Source organism: Saccharothrix sp. HUAS TT1, assembly GCF_040744945.1.
Classification (GTDB): domain Bacteria; phylum Actinomycetota; class Actinomycetes; order Mycobacteriales; family Pseudonocardiaceae; genus Actinosynnema.
This window is the reverse complement of the sequence record NZ_CP160453.1, coordinates 5,628,048-5,645,431: the sequence shown is the minus strand read 5'-3', so window position 1 is coordinate 5,645,431 and position 17,384 is coordinate 5,628,048. Positions and strand designations below refer to the sequence as shown.

Genomic DNA, 17,384 nt, shown 5'->3' with positions numbered 1-17,384 from the left:
GCTACGTTCCGTGCAGAACGGCAGTCATCAGAACGGTGGCCGTCACCCAGCGGTCGTCAACGCCTCGAAGTGGGCCTTCTGGGACGGGTAGTAGTCGTCGAACGCGGGCAGCGGCGCCCCGGCGCGGGAGGCGACCAGCATGTCCAGGTAGTACTCCCAGCCCGGACCGACCTCGCCGATGCCCTCCTCGGTCTCCAGGTGGTGCACCAGGCGCAGCTCGGTGGTGCCGTCCACTTCGGACAGCAGCAGCTCCAGCCGCCAGGTGCCCGCCTCGTCCACCATCGACAGCGCCAGCCGGCGGGGCGGGTCGCACGCGTCGACGCGGATCTCCACCCACGGCTCCTGCTCCTCGAACAGCATCTGCGCCTTCACCGTGCGCCCCGGCCCGGCCTCGCCCTCCCACGGGCCGAACCACCGAGCGGTGCGCTCCGGTTCGGTCAGGCTCGCCCACACGTCGTCGGCGAGCGCGCGGAACGTCCGGGTGAGCACCAGGTCGCTGCCCGCGTCGGTGCGGAACAGCCGACCGGTGGGGGTGGGGGTCATGCGGTGTTCTCCTTCGGTTCGTCGGCGCGGCGTTCCCGCCGCGTGCGGTAGACCTCGGTCTGGAGCGCGTCGAGGAGGTGTTCCAGGGCGGCCGGCTGCTCCGCCGGCACGGCGAAGTCCGCGAGCCACCGCGTCAGCGGCGCCAACCGGGAGGCGTCGAGCGCGTAGAGCCGCTGCCTGCCCACCAGTTCGTCGCGCACCAGGCCGCACTCCCGCAGCACCCGCAGGTGCCTGCTCACCGCGGGACGGCTGATCGCGAACCGCTCGGCGATCTGCCCGGCCGACAGCCGCCCGTCGGCGCGCAGCATCTCCAGGACCTCGCGCCGCACGGGATCGGCGATCGCGCTCGCCACCTCGTCCACGCCCTAAAGCGTAACCACTGAGTTACGCTTTAGGCAATGCCCTCCAGGAACGCGATCAGCGTCTCCCGGTACGGCTCGACGGTGGTCAGGTCGGCGTGCTCGTCCGGACCGTGCTGCCCGTCGCCGCCGACGCCGAAGATCACCGCGTCGACGCCGCGCTGGAAGTAGAACCGCGAGTCGGCCGCGCCGTGCTTGCGCAGCAGGTCACCGGAGTAGCCCTGAGCACGGGCGGCGCGTTGCAGGGCGAGCACGTCGGGGTTGTCCGGGTCGGCCCGGTGCGGCGGCTCGACGTGGTCGACCTCGACCGTGACGCCGGGCGGGCACAGGGCGGCGAAGTGGGCGGCGACCTCGTCCGGCGTGCGGCCGGTGAAGTCGGGGTCGTCGGGCGGGAACCGGACGTCCAGCCACGCGGTGGCGTCCGCCGGCACCTGGTTGAGCGCCTGGTTGCCGGTCGTCACGCGGGCGACGTTGACCGTGGTCCGCCACTCCTCTCCCGTCGCCACCGGGTGCGCGGCGAGCACGCCGTCCACCGCCCGCATGACCTTCAGCAGCGCGTTGTCCCCGAGCCACTGGTACGCGCTGTGCGCGGCACGGCCGACCGCGTTCAACCGAACGGTGATCAGCCCCTTCGACTCGGCGACGACGCGCAACGCGCTGTGCTCACCGATCACCACGAACGACGCCGTCACCCCCTGCTCCAGCTGGTGCAGGGTGCCGTCGCGCCCGCCGACCTCCTCGTCGGTCACGAGCTGGAGCCCGATCGGGTAGGGCAGCCGGGCGGCCACGTCGCGGAACACCGAGGCCAGCACCAGCGCGGACAGCTTCATGTCCTGCGTGCCGCGCCCGACGAGCCGATCGCCGTCCCGCCGGGGCCGGAACTGCTCGTCGGTGCCCGGCACCACGTCCAGGTGCGCGTTGAAGATCACCCTGAAGTGCGGCCGCGACTCTCCGGGGTAGACGAGCGCGCTCGGTTTGCCGCCCGACTCGAACCGCTCCGCGGTGAAGCCGGGGCCGACGAAGTCGAGCACGAAGTCCAGCGCCCGGCGCAGGTCGTCCGGCCGGTCGGCGGTCGAGCGGATGCCGAGCAGCTGCTCGGCCGGGGGCAGCAGGTCCATCCCGCCATCGTGCCCGCGCTCCCGGGCACGCGCACCGATCACGGCGCGTCGTGGACCGCCTGCTCGGCGTCCGCCACGGCGGACGGGCAGCGCGGCCGGGCGCGCAGCTCGACCACGGCCACCACCAGCGCCAGCGCCACGGCCACCGTCGCGCCGCCGACCGCGACCGCCGCCGCCATCGGGAAGTCCCGCCCGGACGCGCTCAGCACCGTGTAGAACACGCCGGTCAGCGCCGCCGTGCCGATCGCCGAACCGAGGCGCTGACCGGTCTGCAGCGCCCCGCCGGCCGCACCCGCCATCGACACCGGCACGTGCCGCAGCGTCAGCGTGGTGTTCGGCGAGATCACCCACCCGCCGCCGATCCCGGCGACCAGCAGCGCGGGCGCGACCGCCCACCCGGCCAGGTGCGGCGGCGCCAGCACCAGCAGCACGGCCGTCACGCCGAGCCCGACCACCACCATGCTCAACCCGGTGACGGTCAGCTTCCGGCCCCAGTTCTCCACCAGCCGCCCGCCGACCACCGCCGACGCCGCCGAACCGACCGCGAACGGCGTCACCGCGAGCCCGGACTCCAGCGGCGTGTACCCCAGGCCGGTCTGGAAGTAGAGCGCGAACACCAGCCAGATCCCGGCGAAGCCGATGAAGTACACCATCCCGAGCAGCGCCCCGCTGCCGTACCCGGGCGTGCCGGTGAACAGGCCGATGTTCAGCATCGGGCTCCCGCCCCGCGCCGCGAACCGCCGTTCCCACCGCACGAACAGCACCAGCAGCACCGCGCCGAGCCCGAACAACCACCACAGCTCCGCCAGCCCGCCCGCCTCGGCCAGCACCAGCGGCAGCATCACGGCCAGCACGCCGGTGCCCAGCAGGGCCGCGCCGACCAGGTCGAGCTGCCCGCGCCTGCCGCCGCGCGCCTTGGGCAGCAGGCGGGCCGCCAGCACCAGCGCGACCACGCCGATCGGCACGTTGACGTAGAAGATCCACCGCCAGCCCTCGTCCTCGCCCGCGACGGCCAGGATCAGGCCGCCGACGACCGGGCCGACCGCAGTGGAGATGCCGACCGTGGAGCCGAAGAAGCCGAACGCCCGGCCGCGTTCCGCGCCGCGGAACAGCTGCTGGATCAACGCCGAGTTCTGCGGTGCGAGCGCGCCCGCCGAGATGCCCTGCGCGAGCCGGGCGACGATCAGCACCTCGGTCGTCGGCGCCAGCCCGGCCAGGGCGCTGAACAGCACGAAGCCGCCCAGCGCGACCAGGAACATGGTCCGCCGCCCGATCGCGTCGCCCAGCCGTCCGGCCGGCACCAGGGCCAGGCCGAACGCCAGCGCGTAACCCGAGACGACCCACTGCACGCCGGCCGGGGTGGTGCCGAGGCCGTGCTGGATGGACGGCAGGGCGACGGACACGATGCTGACGTCGAGCAGGCTCATGAACCCCGCGACCAGCGTGACCGTGAGGGCCTTCCACCGTCGCGGGTCCGGCTCGCGGGCGCTGGTCACCACCTATTCGTACCCGCCGTCGCGATCAGCCGCACGCCGACGTGTGGCCACGACCGCAGTGGATACCCCCGGGCCATGGACGTGGAGCCGAACGAACCGTCGAACGAGGACCTGCGCCGCTTCGTGCTGGAGCGGCTGACCGAGGACGAGGAGCGGCTGGCCGGGGAGGAGCTGCCGCTGCTGGACGAGGCCGAGCGCCGGGGACGGCTGCGGATCCTGCGGTCCGACGACGGCCAGGACCTGGTCCTGGTGCCCGGCGAGGCGCAGGCGCAGGACGAACGCGCGCCCGTGCGGTTCGAGGAGAAGGCGCAGTGGGTGCGCAAGGTGGTGGAGGGCACCGACGACCGTTCCGTGCTCCAGCTGCTCGCCGCCGCCTACGACACCGACCACGGCTGGCAGGAGGAGTGGCGGACGTGACCGGTCCCGGCCACCCCGGCGACGACGACCTGCCGCCACCCGCACCGCCGCGCAGCGCGTTGACCCTGCGGCTGTGGCTGGCGGCGTTCGGGGTCGTCTTCAACGGGGTGGCCGCGTGGTTGTGCGCGCGGGCGGGGCTGACCTGGTTGGCCGTGCTGCTCGGGGTGCTCGCGGTCGTGCTGCTCGTGGACTTCGGCTGGGTGGCGCACCGCAAGCGGCGTGGCGACCCGGGCTGAGCTTCGCCGGCGCGCGACGACCGCCGGTCTGCTCCTAGCGGGTCAGGGCCGGGTCGGCCGCGCGCGGTGCGGGCAGGTCGTGGTGGCGGCTGATGTTGCGCTCCAGCAGCGCCTGCGACTCGGCGACGCCGATCGGTCCCTCCGGCAGCAGGCCGTCACGGCCCTTCAGCTGCGCCATCGCGTCCTCCATCGCCGCGTGGGCGGCGAACAGGCACGGCGTGCTGTAGATCGCCACGTCGACGCCCAGGTCGGTCAACTCGGGCAGCGACAGGCTGGGCGACCGGCCGCCCGCGATCTGGTTGAACAGCAGCGGCTTGTCGCCCGCCGCCCGCCGGACCCGGCGGATCACCTCCACCGAGGGCACCCCGTCGACCAGCACGGCGTCGGCGTCCGTCGCGGCGAACGCGGTGGCCCGGCGCACCATCTCGTCCTCCTCGGTGGCGTCGGTCCGCGCCACCACGACCAGGTCGGTCCGGCTCGACAGCACCAGGTCCAGCTTCTCCAGGTACTCCTCCAGCGGCAGGACCCGCTTGCCCTCGACGTGCCCGCACCGGCGCGGCCGCCGCTGGTCCTCCAGGACGACGCCGGACGCGCCGACCTGCTCCAGCGCGCGCACCACCTGGCAGGCCACCTCGGGGTCGACGTACCCGTCGTCGACGTCCACCAGCAGGTGCTGCCGGGGCAGCGCCAGGCGCAGCCGCTGGACGAACCCGACCACGTCCGGCCAGGCGATGAACCCGATGTCCGGCAGGCCGTAGTGGGACGCGGCGAAGCCGAACCCGGAGACGAACAGCCCGTCGTAGTGCCGGGACGCGACCGACGCCGACAGCATGTCGAACACGCCGATCAGCGGGGTCGTCCCGGGGGCCGCGACCGCCTCGCGCAGTGCCTTGCCGTATGCCATGCGACGAACGTAGGTGGACCCCTGGAAGGTAGTCGAGATATCGGAAGGATGATCCACTCAGGCCGCCCACCCGCCGCTCGGCGCTCGTGCCGCCCTCCGGGTGCGTTCGCCGCCGGTCTACGCCGGTGCGCCGGTGACCGAGCGACCCGCCGACCACTGCCCGGTACTCCGGTCATGACGGATGCCGCGCACCCGCTCGGCCCGCTCACCGGCGCCTCGGACGTCCCGGTGGAGCTGGAGGCGAAGACGACCGGCGTGGTGTTCTGCGGCGCGGGACCGGAGTCGGCGTGCCGACCGGGCCGGACAACCCGCGCGGCAACGCGTTCACCACCAGCACGACCGTGCTGGACCGCGAGTCGGTCGCGGCGCGCACCGCCGACACCGCGCACGGCCGCACGTGGGTGGTGCGCAGCGCTGACAGTCGCAACCGGCTGGGCAACGCGCACCTACCAGCTCGTGCCGAGCCCGGGGCCGACGCTGCCGGCCCAGCCGGGTTCGAGCGTGGCCGGGCGGGACGCGTTCGCCGCCAGGCGCCTGTGGGTGACCCGGTTCGCCGAGGACGAGCGGTTCCCGGCGGGCGAGTACCCCAACCAGCACCCCGGCGGGGGCGGGCTGCCCGCGTGGACGGCCCGCGACCGGGACCTGGTGGACACCGACGTGGTGCTGTGGCGAGTGTTCGGGCCGGCGCGCCTGCCCCGGCCCGAGGACTGGCCGGTGATGCCGGTGGACCGCAGCGGTTTCCGGTTCCGGCCGCTCGGCTTCCTCGACCGCGACCCGGCGCTGGACCTGCCCGACCCGGCCGGGTGCGCGCGCTGCCCGCCGGGGGCCTGCGCATGCGAGCGCTGATCACCCGGTAGATCGCGGACGAGCGCCCGAAGTCGATCGACTTCGGGCATCCAGTACTGCCTTTCAGCAGGTCACCGCTTCGCCAGAGGAGTAATTCAGTATTTCTACGGACCGGCCGGGCACCTGTCCGGGACCACTCTGTGCCGACCACTCCAGCGGCTGACAGGACGGTGGATCCGTGAGTGCTTCGTCCATCGGGGGCGTTTCGGTCGACCGGGCTCAACGGCGACGTCACGGCGTTCGGACCTGCGACCCGCTGCACGCGGCGGTGCTCGCCGAGCACTACGACTTCCGGCTGCACCGGCACGTGCTGGACCTCGGCGGGCTGTCCACCGCGTTCCTGGCCGAGGCCGCGGCCAAGCACCCGAAGCTGACCGGCGCGTTCGTCGGCACGCCGCAGTTCCTCGACGTGGCGCGCGGGACGGTGCCGGCGGAGGTCGCCGACCGGATCACCTTCCACGAGGCCGACCCGCTGACCGACCCGGTGCCCGGCCACTACGACGCCGTGCTGCTGGAGCACGTGATCCACCGGTTCGACCCGGAGCGGAACCAGGCGATCATGCGGGCCGCGCGGGAGGTGGTCGACCCCGGCGGGCGGCTGCTGGTGCTGGACTTCCTGCTGCTGGCCGAGGACGCCCGGCGGCTGGACCCGGTGCTGGCGGGCGAGCACCTGGTGATCGACGGGACGGTGGTCTACCCCGAGGGCGAGGTGCACGACTGGCTGACCGGCGCCGGCTGGGAGGTGCTGGAGACCCGGCCGCTGCCGGGCAGCCCGCGCGTGGTCATCGCGGAGGCCGTGTGACGGGCCGAGGACGACGTCTCCCGCCTCACCGCCGCCGTGCCGCGGCGGTTCGGCGCGGGACCGGGCGGGGAGGAGGTGCCCGATGCCGTTGCACCCCGAGGCCAGGGCGGTGATCGACGCCGTCGACGGGCTGATCCCGGCGCCCACGACGGCCGCTGGGATGCGGGCGGTGTTCGCCGAGTCGTGGCGGCCCTCCCCCGACCCCGAGCCGGTCGCCGCCGTGGTGGACCGGACGATCCCCGGACCCGGCGGGCCGCTGCCGGTGCGCGTGTACACCCCGTCCGGTTCCGGGCCGTTCCCGGTGCTGGTGTGGTTCCACGGTGGCGGCTGGGTGATCGGGTCGCTGGACGAGAACGACGCCGCCTGCCGGGCGCTGTGCAACGCGGTCGGCGCGGTGGTGGTGTCGGTGGGCTACCGGCTCGCGCCCGAGCACCGCTACCCGGCGGCGGCCGAGGACGCCTACGCGGCGGTGCGGTGGGTGGCCGGGCACGGCGACGAGATCGGCGCGGACGGCTCGCGGCTGGCCGTCGGCGGCGAGAGCGCGGGCGGCAACCTGGCCGCGGTGGTGTGCCTGATGTCGCGCGACCACGACGGCCCGCCGATCGCGTTCCAGCTGCTCGCCGCGCCCGTCATCGCGCCGCCGGGCGACCGCCAGTCCTACCTGGACTTCGGCGTCGGGCACTTCCTGAGCCGCGAGAGCATGGAGTGGTTCTTCGAGCAGTACCCGCGGTCGCCGGAGGACCTGACCGACCCGTACCTGGCGCCGTTGGAGGCCGAGCACCTGGGCGGCCTGCCGCCCGCGCTGGTGATGACCGCCGAGTTCGACCCGCTGCGCGACGAGGGCGAGGAGTACGCGCACCGGCTGCTGGACGACGGCGTGCCGGTCACGCTCGTCCGCTACCCCGGCCAGATCCACGGCTTCTTCGCCCTACTGGTGGACCAGCTCACCGTGTCCGCCGAGGCCCACGCCCGCGCCGCCGCCGCGCTGCGCGCCGCTTTCACCGCCTTGGAGGGCCGATGACCCCCTCCCGGCGCCGACCGCGTGTCGTCGGGGGCACGCGGTCGGCGCACGTCCGTTGACCCGCAGCGCACCGGTCGTGCACGCGGGGTGACCCCTGTTGTCGGGTCACATCACGCGCCGTAGGTTGGTCCGCCTACCCGTTCACCCGAGGAGGCTCACCATGGACACCATCCGGGTGGCCTCGGCGATGCGGATCGGCGCCGCCCTCGGCAGTGCGGCGGACGTCGAGTGGGACGAGGTCTTCGCCGGGCTGCGGCTGGCCGTCCCGCTGATGTGCGCGGTGCAGGTGACCGGGTGGGACCCGGTGGCGCGGCGGTTCCTGGTCATGGCCGAGCACGGCTACAACCGGGCCATCAGCCAGGAGCTGGCGCACGAGCTGCCCAGGACCAAGTGGGGCGGCCAGCTGTTCGACTCCCCCGTGCCGCTGCTCATGGACGACATGCCGCACAACTTCCGCGACTCGCCGCACTACCAGGAGCAACTGCGGCCCGCCGGGTTCGAGGACGGCCTGTCCGCGGCACTCAAGCTCGGCCCGGAGCAGGTCGTCGGGGTGGTGCACCTGAACGCGCCGGAGCGCTCGGCGTTCGACGAGGACACCCGGCAGTTCATCGCCGAGGTCGGTCGCGCGCTGGCCCGCCGGGTCGATCCGCTGCGCCACCCCAGGTTCGACGCCTGGTTCGGTCCCGAGTGGACGGCGAGCTGGCTGCTGCCGGTCCAGGCGCCGGTGGCGGGCCGCTCCCCCGCGCCGCTCGCGCACGACCCGGAGCTGCGGGCGCTGGCCGAGCGGTTCGCCGCGCTGGGCGTGCGCACGGTGCCGTTCCTGTGGCCGGGGCGGGACGGCTGGCACCGGGTGCGCCTGCTGCGCGTCGCCGACGGCCCGCGCAGCGGCGTGATCGCCGCCTGCACGGCGTTCGAGAACGCGCCGGCCCTGACCGCCCGTGAGCTGGACGTCGCCACCGGCCTGGTGGCCGGGCTGAGCAACCAGGCGATCGCCGAGGCGCTGGTGGTCAGCCGCCGCACGGTCGAGACGTACGTGGAACGCCTGCTCACCAAGCTCGACTGCCGGTCCCGGGGCGAGGCGGCGGGCGTCGCGGCGCGGGCGGGCTACCTGCGCCCCTCCCCGGCGGGCCTGGGCGAGCTGGGCCGGTTGACCAGGGGTGCCGACCCGAACTGGGGCTGACCGGCCGGTGAACGGGCCGCCGACGGCCCTGTCCGGCCGGTGACCACGCGTTGACCTGGAGTTTCGGATTTCCGCGAGCCGACCGGCCGCGGGTAGCGTTCGCGCCCGCTGAACCGGTCGTCCGAACCGGTCGTCACCGTGGGGGGATCTCCGGAAGTGTCGTCACGAAGAGTGCTGCCCACCGCCGTCGCGCTGGCCGGCGTCGTGCTCCTGGCCGGGTGCGGCGGGGCGTCGCCGGCGAGCCCGCCGCCGTCCACGACGTCCAGCGCGGTGTCGGCCGCGCCCGTCGCCCTGGGCGACTTCGTCGCCATCCCGCGCACGCAGCTGTCCCTGCGCGTGCCGGAGGGCATGGCGGTCAACGAGGACCTGCCGGGGTTGGGTCAACCGGGCACCCGCAACTCGGTCGTGGTGATGGACCTCCCCATGGGGGGCCGGGACCCGAAGGTCGCCCTGGAGGACATCGCCGGCGGGTTCAGCGGGTCGAAGGCCGCCGACCGCGGGATGGAGATGGGCGAGGTGCGGCACCTGACGATCGCCGACCGCCCGGCCATCCTGACGTCCGGCGTCCAGCGCGTCTCCGGCAGCACCTACACCAAGGCGATCGCCGCGCTGGCCGCGGACGACAGCGTGGTGATGGTGACCGGCACCCTCGAAGAGGACAGCTCGGTGACCGCCGACGAGCTGCTGGAGGTGCTGTCCGGCGCCCGGTGGAACGGCGAGGCCGTCGTGGACGACCGCCGCCCCGACCTCACGCCGGCCGAGGGCTACCAGCGCCGGGACGCGCCCGGCGACTCGGTCCTGTTCACGCTCGGCGGCGAGGCTGGTCCGGGCGTGCCGAAGCTGCTCGCCGCGCAGTCGCTCGGGCAGGCCCCGGTCGCCGAGGACCAGCGGCGGTCGTTCGCCGTCGCGCGGTTCGAGGCGCTGCCCGCGAAGCCGTCGGTGGGGGCGGCCACCGAGGTGGCGATCGCCGGGCTGCCCGGCTGGGAGCTGACCGGCGAGGGCGACTCGGGCGCGGTGGTCTACACCGCGATCGTGTTCGACGACGACGGCTACTTCGTCGTCGCCGGCGACTTCGACCCCGCGGCGCACCCGGACCAGCTGCCGGCGTTCCGCGAGATGGCGCGGTCGCTGGTGCGGCCCTGACCGACATCGGCGACGGCCCGGTCACCGCCGCGAAGGCGTGGTCCACGCGGCGGTGATCGGGTCGGACCGCGGTGATCGAGTCGGACCGCTAGGCCGCCGACAGGGCGGCGATCACGTCGTCGGCGGTGACCGGGACCGAGAACATCGGGAAGTCGAAGCGCAGCGCGTTGTCGTGCTCCTCCTGCGAGGTGGCGGCGACGCAGTCGGTCAGCGTGACGACCTTGTACCCGTTCTCGTAGCCGGTGCGCATGGTCGACTCGACGCAGCAGTTGGTGAGGAACCCGCCGAGCACGATGGTGGTGATGCCCTTGCTGCGCAGGATGAAGTCGAGGTTCGTGCTGGCGAACGTGTCCAGCCCGCGCTTGCCCTCGACCACGATGTCGTCGCCCTTGGGCGCGAGGTCGTCCACGATCGCCGCGCCCCAGCTGCCCTTGACGAACGCCTTGCCGTCCACGACGCCCTTCAGGATGCCGTAGGGGTGGGAGGAAATTTCGTTGTAGCCCTCGACGAACGTGATGGGCGCGTGCATGACCGTCACCCCGGCCGCCCGCGCCGCCTCGACCAGCGCGACCGTCTTCGGCAGCATCCCGGTGGTGTCCATGACGTCCCTGACCGCGTCGTGCAGCGCACCGCCCGCGCTGGTGAAGTCGTTCTGGTACTCGATGAGCACCACGGCGGTCGTCTTCGGGTCCAGCACCAGCTCGGTCATCGTGTCTCCCCAGTGTTCAGCGGCGTTCGCGGACCCGATTCAACGTCCCCGCGCCCACTCGCGCAATGCGGCGTACGGGTTCACTCCCGATCGGGCTCCCGCCCCCCGAACCCCTGGAATGGCCGGTAAATCATTTGCCCGGACAGGCGACCGCTGGGCATGATGAGCGCACACCGAGCAGAGGAGGGGTCATGGACAACGCGCGACGACGCCGCCCGCTCATCCCCTGCTCCCCACCGTGACCTGTTGAGGGTTCGGACCGGGGAGCCGCCCGTCGGGTAACCGACCAGGGCGGCTTTCTCTTTGCGCACGACCCGGGAAAGCGAGTCGAACGACCATTCGACGTGCCGCACCCGTGAAATACCGGCCTCCATAGCTCAGCAGGACGGAGCGCGCCGCTACGAACGGCGAGGTCCCAGGTTCGAGTCCTGGTGGAGGCACTGCTGGAACCCGAGGCCACCGCGGCTCGCCCGGACGAACCGGGCGGGGCGCGGTCGGTGGTTCCAGACCAGCAACGCCCGGCGCGGTCGGGCGGGAATAGCCGCGGGGCACATTCCCGGTCAGTCGGAATGGCCCTCGCGCGACACATATGTGAACCGTCGAGAGCATTCCTCCGGCCACATATGTGAACCTCGAACCGGGCCCGCGACGAGCCGTTGACACGTCGGTGACATGCGCTACGGTGCGATCAGAGAGCGCTTTCCCGAAAAACCTGCACTCACCCCCTCATGCGGGAGAGGAATTACCATGCCCACACCTGTCGGGAACAGGCGCGCCCTGCTGAAGGTCGCCGTGGCCGCCGTCGCGCTGGCCACGACCGCGGTCGCGGTGCCCGGCGCCACGCCGGCGCTGGCCGCGACCACCGCGGACGGGTTCGCCTCGGTCAACGCACTCGGTCAGAACGGCACCACCGGCGGCGCGGGCGGCGCCGTGGTGACCGCCACGACGACCGCCCAGTTCCTGGACTACATCGCCCGGCCGCAACCGCTGGTCGTGCAGGTCCGGGGCACGATCACGCTGCCCACCGGCAACTCCGACGGCATGCACCCCGTCGCCTCGGACAAGACGATCATCGGCCTGGGCCCGGACGCGCGGCTGGTCGGCGGCGGCCTCAACATCGGCCTGCCGGTCGACGACGACGTCACCAGCCCGCCGGCGAACGCGGTGCACAACATCATCATCCGCAACCTGGCGCTGTCCGGGGCCACGGACGACCTGATCAACGTGCAGATGTTCAGCCACCACATCTGGATCGACCACAACGACTTCTCCAACGGCGACGACGGCGCGATCGACATCAAGCGGGGCAGCGACTTCGTCACCGTCTCGTGGAACAGGTTCCACGACCACGACAAGACGCTGCTGCTCGGCCACGACGACGACAACGGCGCGCAGGACATCGGCCGGCTGCGGGTCACCTACCACCACAACTACTTCGACGGCTCCGACCAGCGCAACCCGCGCGTCCGCTTCGGCGAGTCGGTGCACGTCTACAACAACTACTACCGCGACAACAGCTACGGCGTCGCCTCGGCGATGAACGCGGGCGTGGTGCTGGAGGGCAACTACTTCTTCAGCGTGAACAACCCGGGCCGGGTCGACTTCAGCGGCGACCTGGGCCGGATGGTGGCCCGCGACAACATCCTCGTGGACTGCAACCACGAGGTCGAAGTGCGCGGCTCCGTGGTCGAGCCCCGCACCTACTACGCCTACTCCCTCAACCGCGCCGCCGACGTGCCCACGGTGGTGCCCGCCGGCGCGGGCACCGGTCGGATCTGACAGGAGCACCCGGACAATGAGCGACATCACCAGGCGCAGCCTGCTCGCGGGCGCCGCCGCGACGGCGCTGACCGCCGTCACCGCGCGGGCCGCGTCGAGCAGCCCGGTCACCACGAACCCGGTGTGGGCGGCGCCGTTCCAGATCGCGGACGGGTTCGCCGGCACGAACACGCTGGGCCAGAACGGCACCACCGGCGGCGCGGGCGGGCCCGTGGTCACGGTGCGCGACACCGAGACGTTCCTGGACTACTGCGACCGCAACGAGCCCTACGTGATCCAGGTCGACGGGATCATGACGTTCAGCAGCAAGCAGGCCCTGCGCTCCAACAAGACCGTCATCGGCCTGCCCGGCGCGGAGATCCGCGGTGGCGGGCTGGACATGTACCGCAGGCAGAACGTGATCATCCGCAACCTCCGGTTCACCGGCGCGGACGACGACGCGATCAGCATCCAGCAGTCCTCGCACCACATCTGGATCGACCACTGCGACCTCAGCGGCGGCGCGGACGGGCTGATCGACATCGTCCGGGGCGCGGACTTCATCACGGTCTCGTGGAACCACTTCCACGACCACAGCAAGACCGCGCTGCTCGGCCACTCCGACTCCAACTCGGGCCCGGACACCGGCAAGCTGCGCACCACGTTCCACCACAACTACTTCAACGCCACCGAGCAGCGGCACCCGCGGGTGCGGTTCGGCGAGCCGATCCACGTCTACAACAACTACTTCCGCGACAACCGGCTCTACGGCGTCGCGTCCACCGAGAACGCGGGCGTGCTGGTCGAGGCGAACTACTTCGAGAACGTGCCGCACCCCATCTACTCCGGTTACGACGAGAGCGGCCCGGGGCGGGTGGTGCAGCGCGACAATGTCTTCGTCAACTCGGGCACGCCGCAGACGCTCGGCACGGTCGTGGAGCCGCGCACCTACTACGCCTACACCCCCGACAACCCGTCGACCCTGCCCAGCACCGTGCCGGCCGGTGTCGGCGTCGGTCGGATCTGAGCCTGGAGGACATCGCATGAGCCCCCTCAACCGCCGCAGCCTGCTCGCCGGCACGGCGCTCGCCGCGGTCACCGCCGCCGTGCCGCGCGCCGCGTGGGGATCGGCCGCCGCGCTCAACGTCGCGGACGGGTTCGCCGGGGTGAACGCCCTGGGCCAGAACGGCACCACCGGCGGCGCGGGCGGCCAGGCGGTCACCGTCACCACGGCCGCCGCCCTCGCCGACTACGTGGGCCGCAAGGAGCCGTACGTCATCTCGGTGTCGGGTCGGATCGAGGTCGGCGACGACATGTTGACCGTGGTCGCGAACAAGACGATCACCGGGATCGGGTCGACCGCCGAGATCACCGGCGGCGGGCTGCAGCTGGGGTCGACCACCCGGCCGGGCAACAACGTGATCATCCGCAACCTGCGGTTCACCAACGCCTCGGACGACTCGATCAGCGTCACCAACTCCGCGCACCACGTGTGGATCGACCACTGCGACCTGTCCAACGGCTACGACGGCCTGCTGGACGTCAAGCGCAACTCCGACTACGTGACGGTGTCGTGGAACCACTTCCACGACCACAGCAAGTCGGCCCTGCTCGGCCACTCGGACAGCTACACCAGCGACAAGGGCAAGCTGCGCGTCACCTACCACCACAACTTCTTCGACGGCACCGACCAGCGGCACCCGCGCGTGCGGTTCGGCGAGCCGGTGCACGTGTACAACAACTACTACCGGGGCAACTCGCTCTACGGCGTCGCCTCCACCATGGACGCCGGGGTGGTGGTCGAGGGCAACTACTTCGAGAACGTCGCCCACCCGATCCTGTCCGGCTACGACAAGAGCGGCCCTGGGCGGGTGGTGGAGCGCAACAACATCTACGCGGGTTCCGGCGCGCCGGAAACGCTCGGCGCCGTCGTGGAACCGCGCACGTACTACAGCTACACCGTGGACGCCCCGGCCTCCGTGCCGAGGATCGTCACCGCCGGCGCGGGCGTCGGCCGGGTGTAGGACGGGCTCGGGTGACAACGCGAAACCCGGCTCCCGGAGGACTGGGAGCCGGGTTTCGCGTCATCGGCCTACTGGAAGATGACGTCGCTGCAGAAGTAGTACGACTGGTCGGAGTGACTGGCCTGCCAGATCGCGTAGACGACGTGGCGGCCGGTGCGGCTGCCCGCGTTCACCGCGACCCGGTAGTGGTCGGACGGCGCGTAGCGGCCGGTGGTCGCGACCAGGTCGAGGTGGTTCCAGCCCAACGCCGTGGTCGTGGCGTTGAAGCCCTGCTTGGTCACGTACACCCGCAGGTAGTCCGCGCCGTGCCTGGCCTGGTCCCAGATGTCGAGGGTGAACTGCCGCGGCTTGGTGACGGCCTTCCACTGGCCCGGGTTGTCCAGGGCCGCGTACCGCATGCCACCGGTCCGGCCGCCGCTGCACAGCTGGCCGTTCGGGATGGCGCCCTGGTGGTTGCCCGCGACGCCTTCGCGGTACAGGCCGTTCCAGTTCCACATCGCGGTGGTGTCGGCCTGCCACGCCTGCCAGCACATCGGGTCCTGCTGGGCCATCGTCGGGTTCTGGAAATCACTGCCCCAGCGCTGCCAGCAGCCGTAGTTCCGCGACGGCGGGTCGACGGTCGACCCATGTGCGGAGGCGATGCCGGTCAGCAGGCTCGCCATGAGTCCGCCGACGATCGCTATCGTCGCGAAGAACCTGGCGAGCAGGCTTTTGTTCGCAGGGATGGACATGAGCGCCACTCTCCTCCTCGTTGAGGATGACCATGTTTGGCAGATGACCATGGATAAGCTGGGAGCGCTCCCAAATCGCACTGTAACCAGCTGTGCGCGGAAAGGGGAAGGGTTGGCGGACAACGACTTGCATTCGACGCGCATTCGACCGCAATTCGACGCGAGCACCCGGCTAATCCCGTGCCCGCGAGCGTCGGACACCAATCCGGCACAGGGTCGTCGGGCCGGAACGCGCCCGAACCCGGCGGTGCCGTTACTCCGAATAGCCGATCACGGCTCGATGAATGGCTGACAATTCACGCGCGTGGCGCGCTCACCGATCGGACACCGGGTCGGTGTCAGGAGCTGTTCGCGGTGCCGGGGACACCCAGGTGTCGGGTGAAGAACCGGATCGAACTGTCGATCTCGAAAGACGGAACCCGGAAGTGGCTGCCGGGGTTGGCGTGCAGGGTCTTCTCGGCCGAGCCTAGGGCGTCGAACAGCTTCATGACGGAGTCCCGTGGATTGCCCTCGTCGTCCCACTGCAGCACGAACTCGACCGGGATCGTGATCCGCGCCGCGATGCGGGTGAGCCAGTCGCTCCCGACGAGGCCGAGGACCGCGGCCGTGATCCGGGGTTCGGCCGCGACGAGGCGGATGCCCATCTCGCCGGCCTGGGACAGGCCGTAGTACCCGACGGGCCCGCTGTCGCCGACGCAGTCCAGTTCGCGGAGCGCGTCGAGGGTGGTCCGCCAGTCGGGCACGAGCTGTGACGCCACGGTCTCGTTCAGAGCGGGCCACTCCGGGCCGAAGGGCTCGCCCGCGGCCTCTCGTTCCTGGATGGTGGCGACGAGTCGCCGGATCTCCGGGTGCTCGGGCCTGTCGCCGGTGCCCGGCGCGTCGATCGCGGCGACCGCGAAGCCGCAGGAAGTGACGTAGGGGAAGGCCCGGGAGACGACTTCCCCTCCCTTCTTGTGCTGTCCGCCGCCGTGCCCGATCAGGACCAGCGGGCGGGGGCCGGAGGCCGCGGCGGGTGTCCAGAGCACGCCGGGGATCTCCCCGATGGTGAAGAGCTGTTCGCGGATGGCGCCATCAACGGTGTCCGAGGTGATGCGCATGGCGGCATTCAATCGGCTTCCCCCCGACGTGGCGAGCCGATTACCCGGATGATCAACACCATTGGGTCGTTCTGCGGCAACGGCATGTGGGTGCGTTCCGCTACTCGGTGACGAGAGCGCCGAGCGCGGGCCAGGGCGGGCCTTCGCGGAGCAGGGACAGGATGTCGCGGCCGTGCCCGTGCCCGTCCGGGAATTCGTCGCGGACGTCCCAGCGCCAGGCGGCGACCAGCGCGAGCACCAGCCGACGGCATTCCGCGAGCAGGACCTGGTCCAGGCCCGGGTACCGCGCGCCGACGTCTTCCGGTGCGTGGGCCACGTCGAATTCGACGGGTCCTCGGCAACACGTCTCGAAGTCGATGAACAGCAAACCTTCACGGGTGCCGAGGAGGTTGCCGGGGTGCGGTTCGCCGTGCAGCAACTGCTCGACGGCGCCGCGGCCGAGGATCCGTTCCCGAGCGTCGCGCAGCGTGTCGAGGAGGAGGCGCCGGTCGGCCTCGGCGAGCGCGGGGGTCTGTTCCCGGTGTGCGACCAGGGCTTCGGCCTGCGCGACCCGGTCCAGGAAGTGGGGGCTCGCGATCGCGACGTCGCGCATGCCGGCGTGCAGGCGCCGGAGCGCGTCGGCGTAGGCGCCCGGGTAGTCCGGGCCGGGGGCCACGACGTCGTAGTAGGTCCACAGGGTCACGGCGAAACCGTCGCGCTCGTAGACCCGCGGCTCGACCCGGGGCTCCAGCGCCGCGACGGGACTCCCGGCCGCGGCGAGCCGCCCGGCCAGCTCGACCTCGAACGCGGCCACCTCCCGCCCCGCCCGTGCCACCCGGGCGAAGACACCACACGGCGCCAGGCGCAGGGCGAGCAGGTTCGAATCCTGCAGCACCACCGCCTCGTCGACCCGCAGGCCCAGCTCACCGGCCAGCGCCACCGCCGCAGCCCTCGCACGCGACACGACCCCCGCCTCCACAACCGGAATCCTCGCACGTACCCGCCCGTCGGCAGACGCGGA

Annotated in this window: 19 protein-coding genes and 1 tRNA gene; 11 read left to right on the top strand and 9 right to left on the bottom strand. The window is 72.1% G+C overall.

The genetic code is table 11. The features are described from left to right. Positions 1-42 precede the first annotated feature (42 nt). The 4 genes from AB0F89_RS25230 to AB0F89_RS25215 are packed head-to-tail and all read right to left on the bottom strand — an operon-like array spanning position 43 to position 3,516. Positions 43-543, bottom strand: a complete 501-nt coding sequence (locus AB0F89_RS25230) for an SRPBCC family protein (RefSeq protein ID WP_367128061.1) — start codon at positions 541-543, stop codon at positions 43-45. Further along, positions 540-905, bottom strand: coding sequence for a metalloregulator ArsR/SmtB family transcription factor (locus AB0F89_RS25225; protein WP_367128060.1), 366 nt, complete (start codon positions 903-905; stop codon positions 540-542). The genes AB0F89_RS25230 and AB0F89_RS25225 overlap by 4 nt, the downstream gene beginning before the upstream one ends. 29 nt (positions 906-934) lie before the next feature. Continuing rightward, positions 935-2,020, bottom strand: coding sequence for a M20 family metallopeptidase (locus AB0F89_RS25220; RefSeq protein WP_367128059.1), 1,086 nt, complete (start codon positions 2,018-2,020; stop codon positions 935-937). A gap of 38 nt (positions 2,021-2,058) precedes the next feature. Continuing rightward, positions 2,059-3,516 carry an MFS transporter gene (locus AB0F89_RS25215; protein WP_367128058.1) on the bottom strand — a complete coding sequence of 486 codons (1,458 nt, stop codon included), beginning with the start codon at positions 3,514-3,516 and terminating at the stop codon, positions 2,059-2,061. A gap of 75 nt (positions 3,517-3,591) precedes the next feature. On the opposite strand from AB0F89_RS25215, the gene AB0F89_RS25210 reads away from it, so the two are divergent. Both AB0F89_RS25210 and AB0F89_RS25205 read left to right on the top strand, forming a co-directional pair. Next, positions 3,592-3,933, top strand: coding sequence for a hypothetical protein (locus tag AB0F89_RS25210; RefSeq protein WP_367128057.1), 342 nt, complete (start codon positions 3,592-3,594; stop codon positions 3,931-3,933). Beyond that, positions 3,930-4,169: a DUF6343 family protein gene (locus AB0F89_RS25205; protein WP_367128056.1), complete on the top strand. Its 240-nt coding sequence runs from the start codon at positions 3,930-3,932 to the stop codon at positions 4,167-4,169. Before AB0F89_RS25210 ends, AB0F89_RS25205 begins: the two co-directional genes overlap by 4 nt. A gap of 34 nt (positions 4,170-4,203) precedes the next feature. On the opposite strand, the gene AB0F89_RS25200 is transcribed toward AB0F89_RS25205, so the two are convergent. Continuing rightward, positions 4,204-5,073, bottom strand: coding sequence for an oxaloacetate decarboxylase (locus tag AB0F89_RS25200; protein ID WP_367128055.1), 870 nt, complete (start codon positions 5,071-5,073; stop codon positions 4,204-4,206). A gap of 456 nt (positions 5,074-5,529) precedes the next feature. Here AB0F89_RS25200 and AB0F89_RS25195 point away from each other — a divergent pair, with 456 nt between their 5' ends. The 5 genes from AB0F89_RS25195 to AB0F89_RS25175 all read left to right on the top strand — a co-directional run bounded on the left by AB0F89_RS25195 (position 5,530) and on the right by AB0F89_RS25175 (position 10,065). Then, complete coding sequence (locus tag AB0F89_RS25195; RefSeq protein WP_367128054.1) at positions 5,530-5,919, top strand: hypothetical protein; 390 nt, start codon at positions 5,530-5,532, stop codon at positions 5,917-5,919. Between the two features lie 178 nt (positions 5,920-6,097). Next, positions 6,098-6,721: a class I SAM-dependent methyltransferase gene (locus tag AB0F89_RS25190; protein WP_367128053.1), complete on the top strand. Its 624-nt coding sequence runs from the start codon at positions 6,098-6,100 to the stop codon at positions 6,719-6,721. An 82-nt stretch (positions 6,722-6,803) separates the two neighbouring features. Further along, on the top strand, positions 6,804-7,742 hold the full coding sequence (locus AB0F89_RS25185; RefSeq protein ID WP_367128052.1) for an alpha/beta hydrolase fold domain-containing protein: 939 nt from the start codon (positions 6,804-6,806) through the stop codon (positions 7,740-7,742). A gap of 160 nt (positions 7,743-7,902) precedes the next feature. Beyond that, positions 7,903-8,922 (top strand): response regulator transcription factor, encoded by a 1,020-nt coding sequence (locus tag AB0F89_RS25180; protein WP_367128051.1) that lies wholly within the window; start codon positions 7,903-7,905, stop codon positions 8,920-8,922. A 156-nt stretch (positions 8,923-9,078) separates the two neighbouring features. Then, on the top strand, positions 9,079-10,065 hold the full coding sequence (locus AB0F89_RS25175) for a hypothetical protein (protein WP_367128050.1): 987 nt from the start codon (positions 9,079-9,081) through the stop codon (positions 10,063-10,065). A gap of 88 nt (positions 10,066-10,153) precedes the next feature. On the opposite strand, the gene AB0F89_RS25170 is transcribed toward AB0F89_RS25175, so the two are convergent. After that, positions 10,154-10,774, bottom strand: a complete 621-nt coding sequence (locus AB0F89_RS25170; RefSeq protein ID WP_367128049.1) for a cysteine hydrolase family protein — start codon at positions 10,772-10,774, stop codon at positions 10,154-10,156. 366 nt (positions 10,775-11,140) lie between these two features. Here AB0F89_RS25170 and AB0F89_RS25165 point away from each other — a divergent pair. The 4 genes from AB0F89_RS25165 (at position 11,141) to AB0F89_RS25150 (ending at position 14,556) form a co-directional block, all read left to right on the top strand. Beyond that, positions 11,141-11,214, top strand: a tRNA-Arg gene (locus AB0F89_RS25165). 307 nt (positions 11,215-11,521) lie between these two features. Continuing rightward, positions 11,522-12,553: a polysaccharide lyase family 1 protein gene (locus AB0F89_RS25160; RefSeq protein WP_367128048.1), complete on the top strand. Its 1,032-nt coding sequence runs from the start codon at positions 11,522-11,524 to the stop codon at positions 12,551-12,553. Positions 12,554-12,569: 16 nt separating this feature from the next. Further along, positions 12,570-13,559 (top strand): polysaccharide lyase family 1 protein, encoded by a 990-nt coding sequence (locus AB0F89_RS25155; RefSeq protein ID WP_367128047.1) that lies wholly within the window; start codon positions 12,570-12,572, stop codon positions 13,557-13,559. A gap of 16 nt (positions 13,560-13,575) precedes the next feature. Further along, positions 13,576-14,556 carry a polysaccharide lyase family 1 protein gene (locus tag AB0F89_RS25150; protein WP_367128046.1) on the top strand — a complete coding sequence of 327 codons (981 nt, stop codon included), beginning with the start codon at positions 13,576-13,578 and terminating at the stop codon, positions 14,554-14,556. A gap of 68 nt (positions 14,557-14,624) precedes the next feature. Here AB0F89_RS25150 and AB0F89_RS25145 read toward each other — a convergent pair whose 3' ends face one another. From AB0F89_RS25145 to AB0F89_RS25135, 3 genes are all read right to left on the bottom strand, one after another. Next, the gene (locus AB0F89_RS25145; RefSeq protein WP_367128045.1) at positions 14,625-15,287 is read right to left on the bottom strand and encodes a lytic polysaccharide monooxygenase; all 663 of its coding nucleotides are present in this window, start codon (positions 15,285-15,287) and stop codon (positions 14,625-14,627) included. 338 nt (positions 15,288-15,625) lie between these two features. Further along, positions 15,626-16,384 carry an alpha/beta hydrolase gene (locus tag AB0F89_RS25140; protein WP_367128044.1) on the bottom strand — a complete coding sequence of 253 codons (759 nt, stop codon included), beginning with the start codon at positions 16,382-16,384 and terminating at the stop codon, positions 15,626-15,628. Positions 16,385-16,484: 100 nt separating this feature from the next. Beyond that, a complete protein-coding gene (locus AB0F89_RS25135; RefSeq protein ID WP_367128043.1) occupies positions 16,485-17,327 on the bottom strand; it encodes a phosphotransferase in 843 nt (280 codons plus the stop codon). Between the last annotated feature and the right edge of the window lie 57 nt (positions 17,328-17,384).